Raw genomic sequence first — 13708 nt, 5'->3', positions numbered from 1 at the left:
CAATGGCGACTTTATAACCGATAAATATCGGCATTAAAAGCCAACAAACATCCAGAGATCTAAAATAAAACAACTATTATCGATATAAATCTGAATCTCTGTAGGAGCTGCCGCAGGCTGCGATCTTTTGATTTTGAAGAGCCAGATCAAAAGATCGCAGCCTGCAGCAGCTCCTGCAGGGGTCTGATTTAGAGGCCTTCCTCAAGTACCCGATCCAGCATGTCGACAAAGAAATCCACACTGCGCTGCGAGGTGACCATCGGCGGTTTGATCTTGAGAATGTTCAGGTCATCCCCGGTCGGCTGCATGAAGATCCCCAGCTCGCGCAGGCGATCGCACAACAGCGTGGTCTCCTCGGTGGCCGGCTCCAGCGTCTCGCGGTTGCGGATCAGCTCCACCCCCAGATAGAACCCGGAACCATGCACCGCGCCCACCAGCGGATGTTTATCGATCAAGGCTTCCAGGCGCGCCTTGAAATGCCCGCCCACCACCCGGGCGTTTTCCCAGAGCTTTTCTTCTTCCATCACATCCAGCACCGCCATGCCGATCTGGCAGCTCACCGGACTGCCGCCGGCCGACGAGAAGAAATAACCTTCAGCTTCCAGTGCCTCGGCGATTTCCCGACGCGTGATCACCGCGCCCAGCGGCTGACCGTTGCCCATGCCCTTGGCCATGCAGATGATGTCCGGCACCACGCCTTGCTCTTCGAAGCCCCAGAAGAAGTGGCCCATGCGCCCGTAACCGACCTGAACTTCATCGGCGATGCACACCCCGCCCTGGGCCCGCACCAGCGCATAGACCTGTTTCAGATAACCGGGCGGCAGGGAAATCCCGCCGGCGTTGCCGTACACCGGTTCACAGATGAAACCGGCCAATTGGCGCTCCTGCGCGGCGATATGCGCCAGTTGCGTTTCGACGCTGTGTACATAATCCGGCGCAGAATCCAGGCCACGGAATTCGCCACGATAGAGGTTCGGCGCAGTCACCGGATGTACCCAGTCCGGACGGCTTTCCAGCGCTCGCGGGTTGTCGGCAACCGACGTCGACACCGCATCGGCGCCGACCGTCCAGCCGTGATAGGCCTCCAGCACGCTGAGCATGTCGCGGCCGCCGCTGTAGGCCCACGCCAGCCGGATCGCCAAGTCGTTGGCCTCACTGCCGCTGTTGACCAGAAACACCCGGTCCATGCCTTCCGGCGCCAGTTTCAGCAAGCGTTCGGAAAACTCCGCCACCGCCGCATAGTTGAAACGCGAGTTGGTGTTGAGCAGCGACCACTGCCGCGCCGCCACCTGCGCCATGCGCGGATGACCATGACCGAGCACCGCGACGTTGTTGAGCATGTCGAGGTAGGAGCGACCCTGCATGTCGATCAGGTGATTGCGCCAGCCACGCTCGATGCGCGGCGGGTCGACGTAATAATGTTTTTGCGTGCGGGCGAAACTGGCGTCACGTCGTTCGAGCAGGGTTTTGGCGTCCAGCTCCGGTTCGGCATCGCAGGCCAGCCCCAGCAGCGTGGCTGGCGAAGGACACAACGCCTGCCATGCGACCGCGCGCGAAGGGCTGCAGAACAACGGCGCATCCAGCGACGCAACGCGGCTCAACTGCACCTTCAACGGGCCATCGACCGACCCCAGCACCTGACCTTTGACCAGCGCCGCGCCACTGTGCAGCGAGGCGCTAACACCCCACAGGCGCACGCTGAGCTGGGGTCCGTCGAGTTGCAGCACACCGTCCGCCGCGTGATGCAGCACACCGGCAAACGGCGCTTCCACCGCCGAACCCTGCGGCACGCGCAACTCAACGTGCAGCGGGAACGTCTGGGGCTCGACCGCACTGTCCGGTCGCGTCTGCGACAGGCGATATTGTCCGTAACGGCTCGCCGCCAGACCATGCGCGGCAGCGGCTTCGGTCAGCAACCGTTGATCGATGCCCGGTTGCTCCCAGTTGCCCGCTTCGAAGTGCGGACTCAGGACGCCAAGATCGATCAGCGCAAACTCCCGCCCGACCAGTTCCGGCAGCAGCGGCGCGAAACCTTCACCGCCAATGGCCGGCAGCGGCTGGCCGACCGCCGTGAGAATCGCCGCCTCCATCAGCGCCAGCGGCACCGAAGTCGCTACGTGGAAGATTTCCCACTCATGTTCAAGGTTGTCGCGGCTGTAGGTGTTGCCCGGATCGATGCTGACCTGTTGCTCACCACTGAGCACCAGCACCGCCGCCCGCGCCACGATCAACGGCCACAACGCCAGCAATTCTTCATGTTGCAGCGGATTGACCGCGTGATAAGCCTGCACCGCTGGCAGAATCACAAACGGATCGCCGCCGGCATGGTGCAGCAGCGCCGCGCACGTCACCGACAGGTCAGTGATGCGCCAGGTGCGCACCAGATCACCGAAGTCGATCACGCCCTGCAATTGCCAATGACGCTTGGCATCGCGTTGCCAGACGGCATTATCGTCGGTGATGTCCATGTGGATCGCCTGCACCGGCAGCTTGTCCTGCAGCGGCTGCAAGCGACGTTCGGCCTGCTCGGCGGCGCCCGCGATCAGTGCGCGCTGGCGTTCATCCTTGATCACCGGCAGCAGGTGGCTGATCAGCGCACTGGCATGGCGCGCGTCCCATTGCAGCGTGCGCTGCAGGCCCGGGTGATCGAAGCCGGCCAGGGCCAGATCCATCTCGCCACACAGCCGACCGAAACCGGCCACCACGTCGTGGCCCAAGTGATCAAGATGCGTCAGCGGCTGACCTTCGATGTAGTCCAGCAATCGCACGTGCACCGGCTCGCCATCGGAGTCCAGCGACAGCAGATCCGCGCCATTGCCGGCCGGGATCACCCGGGGTACGTGCACTGACGAGTGTTCGGCAAGGTACTTGAGGCCTGCATGCTGAGCCTGCAACTCGACCAGTGCATAGTCGCCGCGGCAGATTTTCAGGACAAAGCGCCCACGCTCACTGTCGACCCGATAGTTCAGATCCTGCTGACTGCCCAGCGCCTGTAACGTGCCGCTGAGCCCGTAATGCTCCGCCAACCAATGCCGGGCCTGCGCCTCAGAGACCTGTGGGCTGGGCAAACTGGCGCGATGAATCAACGTGGCGAGCGGCATGGGACGACCCCTGAAATTTTATTAGGCGCCTATATCGCCATTGCTGCAGTAGATGCGCAACCCCCGATCACGGTAATTCCAGCGCTCGCATCCGTCGGCGCTTTGCGCAAGAATGTCGGCCATTCACATCTATCCGGGACAAACCTCATGAATGTAATCACCACCGATCTGCCCGGTGTTCTGATCATCGAACCCAAGGTATTTGGTGACGAGCGCGGCTTCTTCTACGAGAGTTTCAACGCCAAGGCGTTCCAGGATGCAACAGGGCTGGACACCCAGTTCGTTCAAGACAACCACTCACGCTCGCAGAAAGGCGTGCTGCGCGGTCTGCATTACCAGTTGCAAAATACCCAGGGCAAACTGGTTCGGGTGACCGCCGGCGAAGTGCTTGATGTGGCGGTGGACATTCGCCGCAGCTCGCCGCACTTCGGCAAATGGGTTGCCGTACGCCTGTCGGCCGAGAACCACCGCCAACTGTGGGTGCCGGAAGGCTTCGCCCATGGTTTCGTGGTACTGAGCGAGTTCGCCGAATTCCTCTACAAGACCACCAACTACTACGATCCATCATCCGAGCGCAGCATTCGTTGGAACGACCCCGCACTGGGCATCGACTGGCAACTGGACGAAGCGCCGAAGCTGTCGGCCAAGGATCAGGTCGGCGCGCTGCTCAAGGACGCTGACGTCTTCGCCTGAGCCTAGGCATAATGCGCCTGTCACTACAGGCGCATTCGGCTCATGAAACCTACCCTTCCCCGCAGACCCCGCTGGCGCAGCCTCGCCCTGCTGGCCCTGTGTCTGGCGCCGCTGCTGTGGCCGCTTGAGCATCTGGCCGAGCGCTATTACCGCAGTGAACTGGCCGGGCAAAACCGCCAGACCCTTGACCTCTACGTCGCCAACCTGCTGGGCACCCTGCACCGCTATGAAGTGTTGCCGCAGATCCTCGGCGACCTGCCGGCCCTGCGCGCCGTACTCGGCGCACCGGACGACGGCGTCACCCAGGGCAACGCCAATCGCCTGCTGAAAAACATCGCCGCACAGACTGGCGCAGAAGTCATGTACCTGATGGACACCAGCGGCCAGACCCTGGCGGCGTCGAACTGGGACAAACATGACAGCTTCGTGGGGCGCAATTTCGCTTTCCGTCCGTATTTCAGCGAAGCCATGGCTGGGCGTCTGGGACGCTTCTTCGGCCTCGGCACTACGTCGGCCAAACGCGGTTATTTCTTCGCCGCCGCCGTGCGCAATGGCGAAAAAATCATCGGCGTGCTGGTGATCAAGGTCGACCTCGATCACACCGAAAGTCTGTGGGGCAAAACCCCGGAACAACTGTTGGTGACCGACCATAACGGCGTGGTCATCCTCACCTCGCGCCCGGAGTGGCGTTTCCGATCAACCCGGACGTTGAGCGACACCGAGCGCTCGGCGATCACCGCGATCCTGCCCTATCCGACCCGCGAGCCGCGTCCGCTGAACCTCAGCGAAAACGCCTGGCTGACGCAGACCGTGAACATCGCCGAAACCGGCTGGAGCGTCAGCATCCTTGCCCCGCGCACGCTGATCGATCGCCCGGTGCGTACCGTTGTCGCGATCGGTGGCGCCACGCTGTTGGTGGTGATGCTCCTGCTCGGTTTGATGATGCAGCGCCGTCGACATTACCTGGAACGTATTGCCTTCGAAGCCAAGGCCCGCCGTGAACTCGAAGGCCGGGTGGCCGAGCGGACCAGCGATCTGGAAGGCCTCAACCGGCGCCTCAAGCAGGAAGTGCTGGAGCGCGAACAGGCTCAGCAGGAGCTGGTGCGTGCCCAGGACGACCTGGTCCAGGCCGGCAAACTCTCGGCACTGGGCACGATGTCGGCGAGCATCAGCCACGAGCTCAACCAACCGCTGGCGGCGATCCGCAGCTACGCGGAAAACGCCGAAGTGCTGCTTGATCACCAACGCACCGAAGACGCCCGTGGCAACCTCAAACTGATCAGCGAACTGACCGGGCGCATGGCCTCGATCATCGCCCACCTGCGTGCCTTCGCCCGCCGCGACCGCCATGCTCCGGAAAGCGTGGCCCTGCAACCGGCGCTGGATGATGCGCTGGCATTGCTGGCCAAACGGCGCCGCAGCATGGAAGTCGAGCTGATCCGCGACCTGCCCGCCGCCACCCTGTGGGTCGAGGCCGGGGAAACCCGACTGCGCCAGGTGCTCGGCAATCTGCTGGCCAACGCCCTCGATGCGCTGACCGAAAAAGGCCCGCCGCGCAAACTGTGGCTGAGTGCCGAATCCACCGCCGAGGGCGTCAATCTGTACATTCGCGACAACGGCCCGGGCTTTTGCATGGAAGCCCTCGGCCGCGCCAGCGAGCCCTTCTACACCACCAAGACCCGCACTCAGGGCCTTGGTCTGGGGCTGGCGATCTGTGAAACCCTGATGCGCGCCTTCGGCGGCGAACTGTCGTTCGCCAACCACAAGCAAGGTGGCGCCTTGATCACCCTGCGGCTGCGCGCCGGCGCACCCGGGGTCAGCCTGCAACCGTCCGAGGATCGAAGTGCATGACCATCGACAATCGCATTCAGGTGGTGTTGATCGACGACGATCCGCACCTGCGTCAGGCCCTCGGCCAGACCCTGGACCTGGCCGGGCTGAAAATCCTTCCGCTGTCCGAAGCCAAAGGTCTCGCCGCGCAACTGGAGCGTGACTGGCCCGGGGTGGTGGTCAGCGACATCCGCATGCCAGGCATGGACGGCCTGGAACTGTTGAGCGAATTGCACGCTCAGGATCCGGAGCTGCCGGTGTTGCTGATCACCGGCCACGGCGACGTGCCGCTGGCAGTGCAGGCGATGCGGGCCGGCGCCTATGACTTTCTGGAAAAACCGTTCGCCAGCGATGCCCTGCTCGACAGCGTGCGCCGCGCCCTCGCCCTGCGCCGGCTGGTGCTGGACAACCGCAGCCTGCGTCTGGCCCTCAGCGACCGTAACGAATTGAGCGCGCGACTGGTCGGCCATTCGGCGCCGATGCTGCGCCTGCGCGAGCAGATCGGCGCACTGGCGGCGACCAAGGCCGACGTGCTGATTCTCGGTGAAACCGGCGCCGGCAAAGAGGTCGTGGCCCGTGCGCTGCACGACCTGTCGAGCCGGCGTAACGGGCCGTTCGTGGCGATCAACGCCGGCGCCCTGGCTGAATCGGTGGTCGAAAGCGAGCTGTTCGGGCATGAACCGGGCGCCTTCACCGGCGCGCAGAAACGCCGGATCGGCAAGTTCGAATTCGCCAACGGCGGCACGCTGTTCCTCGATGAAATCGAAAGCATGAGCATGGACGTGCAGGTGAAACTGCTGCGCATGCTGCAAGAGCGTGTGGTCGAACGTCTGGGTGGCAATCAGTTGATCCCGCTGGACATCCGCGTCATCGCCGCGACCAAGGAAGACCTGCGGCAAGCCGCCGATCAAGGACGCTTCCGCGCCGACTTGTATTACCGTCTGAACGTGGCGCCGCTGCGCATTCCGCCACTGCGCGAACGCGGCGAAGATGCGCTGGTGCTGTTCCAGCATTATGCCGACGAAGCCAGCGCCCGCCATGGTCTGCCGCCGCACGAACTGCAACCGGCGCAACGCGCCTTGCTGTTGCGCCACACCTGGCCCGGCAATGTGCGCGAACTGCAGAACGCCGCCGAGCGTTTCGCCCTCGGTCTGGAACTGGCACTGGACAACAGTGGAAGTGAAGGCGGCGGCACCGCCGTGGAAGTCATCAGTGGCGGCCTGAGTGAGCAAGTGGAAAACTTCGAGAAATCGTTGATTGCCGCCGAACTGGCGCGCTCCCACAGTTCGGTGCGCAGCCTCGCCGAAGCCCTGGGCATTCCGCGCAAGACCCTGCACGACAAACTGCGCAAGCACGGCTTGAATTTCGCCGACAGTAACGCCCATGGAGACGAAGCCGAATGAGCCGCGACAGTCGCTATCTGGAATCGGTGCTGCATCACGACATTCCCCTGACCCGCGAGATGGGTCTGAAGGTCCTCGCCTGGCAGGAGCAGCAGTTGAGTTTGCACTTGCCGCTGGAGCCGAACGTCAATCACAAGAGCACCATGTTCGGCGGCAGTCTCTACTGCGGCGCGGTGCTGGCGGGTTGGGGCTGGCTGCATCTGCGCCTGAAAGAAGAAGGCATCGAAGACGGGCACATCGTGATTCAGGAAGGCCAGATCAGCTATCCGCTGCCTGTGACCGGTGATGCCAAAGCGATTTGCCCGGCACCGGAAGCGGCGGTCTGGAAGAAGTTTCTGGCGATGTATCAGCGTTATGGGCGGGCACGATTGACGCTCAACACGCGGATCGTCAACGCCGGGAGTGATGAAGATGCTGTGACGTTCAGCGGGCAATACGTTCTGCACCGCTGAAGCAAAAGATCGCAGCCTTCGGCAGCTCCTACAGGGGGATGCGAAATCCTCTGTAGGAGCTGCCGCAGGCTGCGATCTTTTGATCTCAGGAGCGAGCCAGCTCCAACAGTCTTGAACGCCACGCCGCCTTCGCCGGCAACGCCAGAAAGAACTCATTGAGCAGCGATTCCCGCGCCGGGTAACAGAACGCGTCGCCCTGCAGATCCATCACTTCGCCGCCGGCACCTTCGAGCACGCCCTGCGCCGCCGCGGTGTCCCATTGCGACGTCGGCGCCAATCGCGGATAACAATCCGCCGCCCCTTCAGCCAACAGACAAAACTTCAGCGAACTGCCGATGTTTGCCAGTTGCAACTCGCCCAGGCTGGCGCTCAAACCGGCGAGCAGACGTTCCTGCTCCGCACTGGAGTGGCGACGGCTCGCCACCACGGTAAACGCTTCACCGGGCGCGAGCGCATCACGCACCTGAATCGCCACCGGCGAACCACCCTTGTCCCCACGCCACGCGCCGAGACCGGCACCGCCAACATAGAACCGGCCATTGGTCGGCATCGACACCACGCCAAACACCACCCGCCCGTTTTCGATCAGGGCGATGTTGACGGTGAATTCTTCGCTGCCGCTGATGAACTCCTTGGTGCCATCCAGCGGGTCCACCAACCACCAGCGCTGCCACCCGGCGCGCACGCTCTGCGGAATGCTGGCGTCCTCCTCGGACAGAATCGGAATACTGGAGTCCAGTGCGGTCAGCCCGGCGACGATCACGTGGTGCGCGGCCATGTCCGCTGCGGTCACCGGTGAATCATCGGACTTGGCGGTGACCTCCACGCCAGAGCGCCAGAACGGCAGAATCGCCTCGCCAGCCTGCAATGCCAGCTCAACCACTGGCGCCATCAAAGGATGGGAAAAATTCATCGACATCTCACTCATGACTGAAAGAACCCGCGCTGCGTCAGCAGATCACGCGCCAGATACAGCGCCGCCAGGGCACGGCCTTCGGTAAATTGCGGGTTTTGCGCCAGCGCCGCCAGTTCACGCAGGTTGACCTTGTCGACCCGCATCGGCTCGGGCTCGTCGCCCTCCAGACGCTCCTCGTACAGATCGGTGGCCAGCACCACCTGAATCTTCTGGCTCATGTAACCGGGCGACAGCGACAACTCGGTCAGATGCTCCAGCTGGCGCGCGCCGAAACCGGCCTCTTCCTTGAGCTCGCGCTCGGCCGCTGCCAGCACATCTTCACCCGGCTCGATCAGGCCTTTGGGCAAGGACAGTTCGTATTCGTCGGTGCCGCCGCAGTATTCCTCGACCAGCACCGCGTGCTCGCTGTCGAGCATCGCCACAATCATCACCGCGCCATAACCCGCGCCTTTGCCGACCAGACGCTCGTAAGTGCGTTCCACGCCATTGGAAAAACGCAGCTTCAGTTCTTCGACGCAAAACAGACGACTGGTGGCAACAATCTCGCGGGCGAGTACAGTGGGTTTCTGGCGCATGCAAAGCTCCTTGGCGTGAACGCGCTACTATAACGCGGCTTTCCCGATTGTTTGTGTCGGATATCTTTCTACCGCTCGAGACGTTGCCATGCCTTCTTTACCGTGGTCTGACATCGATACCGTCCTGCTGGACATGGACGGTACGTTGTTGGACCTGCACTTCGACAACCACTTCTGGCTGGAACACCTGCCACAACGCTACGCCGATCTGCACGGAGTGAGCCGGGCCATGGCCGACATGGAACTGCAGCCGCTGTTCGAGCGCCATGCCGGACAGCTGCAGTGGTACTGCCTGGATTTCTGGAGTGCCGAACTGAAGCTCTCGGTACGTGAACTGAAACTGGAGACCGCGCACCTGATCGCGCTGCGTCCGGATGCCGATACCTTCCTGCAGGCGATCAAAGAGGCCGGCAAACAGGTGATCATGATCACCAACGCGCATCGCGATTCACTGTCGCTGAAACTGGAGCGGGTCGAACTGGCGCCGTATTTCGAACGGCTGATCAGCTCACACGATTACGGTTATCCCAAAGAGAACCCGCAGTTCTGGGATGCCTTGCAGGCGGATATCGATTTTGATCCGGCGCGCAGTCTGTTCATTGACGATACGTTGCCGATTCTGCGCAGTGCACGGGAATTTGGTGTGACGCATTTGTTGGCGGTGAAAGAACCGGACAGTCGCAAGGGGCCGAAGGACACGGCCGAGTTTGCGGCGGTTGAAGATTACCGCGATTTGATCCAGGGACTCTGATTTCCTGTAGGAGCTGCCGAAGGCTGCGATCTTTTGACTTTGATTGTTTAAAAAACAAGATCAAAAGATCGCAGCCTTCGGCAGCTCCTACAGGATGTTGTATTACTCGGGGATACGCAGGGTCTGGCCCGGATAGATTTTGTTCACGTCCTTGAGCATCGGTTTGTTGGCTTCGAAAATCTTGTTGTATTGGTTGGCATTGCCATACACCGCCAGGGAAATCGCGCTGAGGGTGTCGCCCTTCTTCACTACGACAAAACGTGCCGCAGCCACAACCGGCCCGGTCACTGTGATCTGATCATCAACACTGCCCACGCCTTCGATGTTACCCACCGCCAGCAGGATTTTTTCCTTCTCCTCCTGGCTTGCTACCTCACCGGTCACTGTGACCTTGTCGCCATCCACGGTTGCCTGAACATTCGGATTGCCCAGCCCGACCTTGCTGATGTGTTCCTTCAACTGCTCGCTGGCATTGGCATTACCAGGGGTCAGCAGATCGATCAGTTTCTCACCGGCCTCTTTCACAAAGCTCAACAGACTCATGGCGCACACTCCTTGATTTGGATTCCAGACGTCCAAGCCTAGACCACGTTTGCCGAACCCGGTTCCAGCCCGACCAATGACCCGGCTCCGCCGCTGGCTCAAGCGTCTGGCGCGCGTCCCGCAGATCGCGGCCCCTTGCTTGATCGACGGCGTCTATCAATAGATCGACAGTAGCGATTAGACGCGACAAGTTGCCGCGCCTAGTCTTAGCGTTGATCAATCCGTCGGTGATGCCATGAACGCCAAGCGCCCCACTTGCGCGGCGCCTGCACTTCAAACGCCCGCGCCCGCCGCCAGCCAGACCTACAGTTACAGCGATCTGCCCCTTGTGGAATCGGCCAGCACCGCGCTCGCCGAGGAAGTCGCGCTGGCGATCGCCTACAACGGCATCAGTCAGGCGGTGATGCTGGTGACGCCGACGGATCTGGAAGATTTCATCGTCGGTTTCAGCCTCGGCAGCGGCATCATCGCAGACGCCAGCGACATTTATGACCTGCAACTGACCGGCGCCGGCTCGGCGCAATACGCGCAAGTGACGATCGCCAACCGCGCGTTCTGGAACCTCAAACAACAGCGCCGACAGCTGGCCGGCACCAGCGGCTGCGGTCTGTGCGGCGTTGAAGCTGTCGAGCAGGCCCTGCCCGATCTGCAAGTCCTGCCCGGCGCACCGCTGCCGCCCGCCGCATGGCTCGACGGTCTGCGCCAGCGCATCGGTGCGTTCCAGCCCCTCGGCCAGCACTGCGGTGCGGTACACGCCGCGGTGTTCATGAACGCCAGCGGTGAATTGCTGCTGGGCCGTGAAGACATCGGTCGGCACAACGCCCTCGACAAGCTGATTGGCGGGCTGATCCGCCAGAAGATTTCAACCGACGGCGGCCTGGCGATTGTCACCAGCCGTTGCAGTCTCGAATTGATCCAGAAAGTGTTGCGCGCCGGGATCCAGACGCTGGTCAGCCTGTCCGCGCCCACGGGCCTTGCCGTGCAATGGGCCCGTCGCCACAACCTCAATCTCATCCACCTGCCGCAGAAGAATGCGCCGCGGGTCTATAGCCCAGCGATGGAGAACCAAGCGTGAGCCAACATCATCAAGCCGACCAGAAACCTGTCCCGCGCTACAAGCCTTACAAGGGCCCTGCCGGCGGTTGGGGTGCACTGATCAGTGTGGCTCAGGCCTGGTTGACCAGCGACAACGCGCTGAAAAACTTGCGCATGATGCTCAAGACCAACCAGAACGGCGGCTTCGACTGCCCGGGCTGCGCCTGGGGCGATTCGCCGGAAAGCGGCATGGTCAAGTTCTGCGAGAACGGCGCCAAAGCGGTGAACTGGGAAGCGACCAAGCGTCGAGTGGACGGCAAGTTCTTCGCCAAACACAGCGTCACGTCGTTGCTGGAGCAGAGCGACTATTGGCTTGAATACCAGGGCCGCCTGACCGAGCCGATGGTCTACGATGCGCAGACCGACCGCTACAAGCCGATCGCCTGGGACGACGCCTTTGCCCTGATCGGCAAGCACCTGCAAGCGTTGTCGAGCCCGGATCAAGCCGAGTTCTACACCTCGGGCCGCGCCAGCAACGAAGCGGCGTACCTGTATCAACTGTTCGTGCGTGCCTACGGCACCAACAACTTCCCCGACTGCTCGAACATGTGCCACGAGGCCAGCGGTGTGGCGTTGGCGCAGAGCGTTGGCGTCGGCAAAGGCACGGTCACCTTCGACGACTTCGAACACGCCGATGCGATTTTCGTCTGGGGCCAGAACCCCGGCACCAACCATCCACGGATGCTCGAGCCGCTGCGCGAAGCCGTGAAGCGCGGCGCACAAGTGGTGTGCATCAACCCGCTGAAAGAGCGCGGTCTGGAACGTTTTCAGCATCCACAGCACCCGCTGGAAATGCTCACCAATGGCGACAAACCGACCAACACCGCGTACTTCCGTCCGGCACTGGGCGGCGACATGGCGGTACTGCGCGGCATGGCCAAGTTCCTCCTGCAGTGGGAGCGCGATGCGCAGAAGGCCGGTGAACCTGCAGTGTTCGATCACGACTTCCTCAATGCCCACAGCACCAACGTGCTGGAGTATCTCGGCGTGGTGGATGACACGCCATGGGAGCAGATCGTCGCGCAGTCCGGCCTGACCCTGTTGGAAATCGAACAAGCGGCGCGCATGTACGCCAAAGGCAAGAACGTGATCATGTGCTGGGCGATGGGTATCACCCAGCATCGCCACTCGGTGCCGACCATCCAGGAAATCGCCAACCTGATGCTGCTGCGCGGCAACGTCGGCAAACCCGGGGCCGGCCTGTGCCCGGTGCGCGGTCACAGTAACGTGCAGGGCGACCGCACCATGGGCATCAACGAGCGCCCACCGGTAGCGTTCCTTGACGCTCTTGAGCGGCGTTTCCAGTTCAAGGTGCCGCGTGACAACGGGCACAACGTGGTCGAGGCGATCCACGCCATGGCCGAGGGCCGCGCCAAGGTCTTCATCGGTCTGGGCGGCAACTTCGCCCAGGCCACGCCGGACAGCCCGCGCACCTTCGCGGCGCTGAGCAACTGCGACCTCACGGTGCAGATCAGCACCAAGCTCAACCGCAGCCACCTGGCCCACGGCAAGGACGCGCTGATCCTGCCTTGCCTCGGCCGCACCGACATCGACATCCAGACCGAAGGCCCGCAGGCAGTCACCGTGGAAGACTCGTTCAGCATGGTTCACGCCTCCAATGGTCAGTTGCAGCCGCTGTCGAACCAGATGCGCTCGGAACCGGCGATCATTGCCGGGATCGCCGCCGCCACGCTGGGCAGCAAACCGGTGGACTGGAACTGGCTGGTGGCCGATTACGGGCGCATCCGCGACCTGATCGCCGATACCATTCCGGGCTTCAAGGACTTCAACGAGAAGGTCAAGAATCCAGGTGGGTTCTACCTCGGCAACAGTGCTGGCGCACGCAAGTGGAACACCCCGTCGGGCCGGGCCAATTTCCGCGCCAACCGGCTGCCCAAGGATCTGGTGCACGAACGTACCCGCGCCACCGGGCAACTGCCGGACCTGATCCTGCAATCGATGCGCTCCCACGATCAGTACAACACCACCATCTATGGCCTCGACGACCGTTATCGTGGGGTCAAGGGCCAGCGCGATGTGCTGTTCGCCAACGAGGCCGACATCATTCGCCTGGGCTTCCGCCCGGGGCAGAAGGCTGACATCGTGTCGATCTGGGACGATGGCCGTGAGCGTCGGGTGAAAGGCTTTACCTTGCTGGCGTTTGATATTCCTGCCGGTCAGGCGGCGGCTTACTACCCGGAAGTAAATCCGCTGGTGCCGCTGGAAAGCACCGGAGATGGCAGCCATACGCCGACATCGAAGTTCATTGCGATCCGCCTTGAGGCGGCCAGTGAGACCGGGTTGATCATGGCCAAGTCCGCTTAAACTCGCGGCCCTGTGGCGAGGGAG

The 13708-nt window shown here is 62.3% G+C and carries 11 protein-coding genes; 7 read left to right on the top strand and 4 right to left on the bottom strand.

Going from position 1 to position 13708, the window contains the following annotated elements; genetic code table 11:
• Positions 1–188: 188 nt before the first annotated feature.
• On the bottom strand, positions 189–3101 hold the full coding sequence (locus ACYZUM_RS28445) for an aminotransferase (RefSeq protein ID WP_108181392.1): 2913 nt from the start codon (positions 3099–3101) through the stop codon (positions 189–191).
• A gap of 147 nt (positions 3102–3248) precedes the next feature.
• Here ACYZUM_RS28445 and rfbC point away from each other — a divergent pair, with 147 nt between their 5' ends.
• The 4 genes from rfbC to ACYZUM_RS28425 are packed head-to-tail and all read left to right on the top strand — an operon-like array spanning position 3249 to position 7479.
• Positions 3249–3794: a dTDP-4-dehydrorhamnose 3,5-epimerase gene (gene rfbC, locus ACYZUM_RS28440; RefSeq protein WP_108181391.1), complete on the top strand. Its 546-nt coding sequence runs from the start codon at positions 3249–3251 to the stop codon at positions 3792–3794.
• Between the two features lie 42 nt (positions 3795–3836).
• Positions 3837–5645: a sensor histidine kinase gene (locus ACYZUM_RS28435; RefSeq protein ID WP_041071297.1), complete on the top strand. Its 1809-nt coding sequence runs from the start codon at positions 3837–3839 to the stop codon at positions 5643–5645.
• Entirely contained in the window at positions 5642–7027 is a 1386-nt protein-coding gene (locus ACYZUM_RS28430; RefSeq protein WP_041071294.1) for a sigma-54-dependent transcriptional regulator, read from the top strand. The genes ACYZUM_RS28435 and ACYZUM_RS28430 overlap by 4 nt, the downstream gene beginning before the upstream one ends.
• A complete protein-coding gene (locus ACYZUM_RS28425; protein ID WP_108181390.1) occupies positions 7024–7479 on the top strand; it encodes a thioesterase domain-containing protein in 456 nt (151 codons plus the stop codon). The genes ACYZUM_RS28430 and ACYZUM_RS28425 overlap by 4 nt, the downstream gene beginning before the upstream one ends.
• A gap of 85 nt (positions 7480–7564) precedes the next feature.
• Here the strand turns inward: ACYZUM_RS28425 and cysQ are convergent, their stop codons facing one another.
• Both cysQ and nudE read right to left on the bottom strand, forming a co-directional pair.
• Positions 7565–8392, bottom strand: coding sequence for a 3'(2'),5'-bisphosphate nucleotidase CysQ (gene cysQ / locus ACYZUM_RS28420; RefSeq protein WP_108184353.1), 828 nt, complete (start codon positions 8390–8392; stop codon positions 7565–7567).
• Between the two features lie 11 nt (positions 8393–8403).
• A complete protein-coding gene (nudE, locus tag ACYZUM_RS28415; protein WP_047600934.1) occupies positions 8404–8970 on the bottom strand; it encodes an ADP compounds hydrolase NudE in 567 nt (188 codons plus the stop codon).
• A gap of 88 nt (positions 8971–9058) precedes the next feature.
• Between nudE and yrfG the strand changes: the two genes are divergently transcribed.
• Positions 9059–9721, top strand: a complete 663-nt coding sequence (gene yrfG, locus ACYZUM_RS28410; RefSeq protein ID WP_108181389.1) for a GMP/IMP nucleotidase — start codon at positions 9059–9061, stop codon at positions 9719–9721.
• A 102-nt stretch (positions 9722–9823) separates the two neighbouring features.
• On the opposite strand, the gene lysM is transcribed toward yrfG, so the two are convergent.
• Positions 9824–10264, bottom strand: coding sequence for a peptidoglycan-binding protein LysM (gene lysM, locus ACYZUM_RS28405; protein ID WP_027611221.1), 441 nt, complete (start codon positions 10262–10264; stop codon positions 9824–9826).
• Positions 10265–10499: 235 nt separating this feature from the next.
• On the opposite strand from lysM, the gene fdhD reads away from it, so the two are divergent.
• On the top strand, positions 10500–11339 hold the full coding sequence (gene fdhD, locus ACYZUM_RS28400) for a formate dehydrogenase accessory sulfurtransferase FdhD (RefSeq protein ID WP_086793967.1): 840 nt from the start codon (positions 10500–10502) through the stop codon (positions 11337–11339).
• Entirely contained in the window at positions 11336–13684 is a 2349-nt protein-coding gene (locus ACYZUM_RS28395; RefSeq protein WP_108181388.1) for an FdhF/YdeP family oxidoreductase, read from the top strand. The genes fdhD and ACYZUM_RS28395 overlap by 4 nt, the downstream gene beginning before the upstream one ends.
• Positions 13685–13708 lie beyond the last annotated feature (24 nt).

This window comes from Pseudomonas sp. m6p (assembly GCF_055760375.1).
This window is presented reverse-complemented; position numbering and strand designations above follow the sequence as displayed.

Excerpts from the sequence above, each read along its gene's own strand:
- ACYZUM_RS28430 (WP_041071294.1), top strand. The coding sequence starts at position 5,642 with ATGACCATCGACAATCGCATTCAGGTGGTGTTGATCGACGACGATCCG.
- lysM (WP_027611221.1), bottom strand. The coding sequence starts at position 10,264 with ATGAGTCTGTTGAGCTTTGTGAAAGAGGCCGGTGAGAAACTGATCGAT.
- rfbC (WP_108181391.1), top strand. The coding sequence starts at position 3,249 with ATGAATGTAATCACCACCGATCTGCCCGGTGTTCTGATCATCGAACCC.
- yrfG (WP_108181389.1), top strand. The coding sequence starts at position 9,059 with ATGCCTTCTTTACCGTGGTCTGACATCGATACCGTCCTGCTGGACATG.
- nudE (WP_047600934.1), bottom strand. The coding sequence starts at position 8,970 with ATGCGCCAGAAACCCACTGTACTCGCCCGCGAGATTGTTGCCACCAGT.
- ACYZUM_RS28445 (WP_108181392.1), bottom strand. The coding sequence starts at position 3,101 with ATGCCGCTCGCCACGTTGATTCATCGCGCCAGTTTGCCCAGCCCACAG.
- ACYZUM_RS28425 (WP_108181390.1), top strand. The coding sequence starts at position 7,024 with ATGAGCCGCGACAGTCGCTATCTGGAATCGGTGCTGCATCACGACATT.
- ACYZUM_RS28435 (WP_041071297.1), top strand. The coding sequence starts at position 3,837 with ATGAAACCTACCCTTCCCCGCAGACCCCGCTGGCGCAGCCTCGCCCTG.
- fdhD (WP_086793967.1), top strand. The coding sequence starts at position 10,500 with ATGAACGCCAAGCGCCCCACTTGCGCGGCGCCTGCACTTCAAACGCCC.
- cysQ (WP_108184353.1), bottom strand. The coding sequence starts at position 8,392 with ATGAATTTTTCCCATCCTTTGATGGCGCCAGTGGTTGAGCTGGCATTG.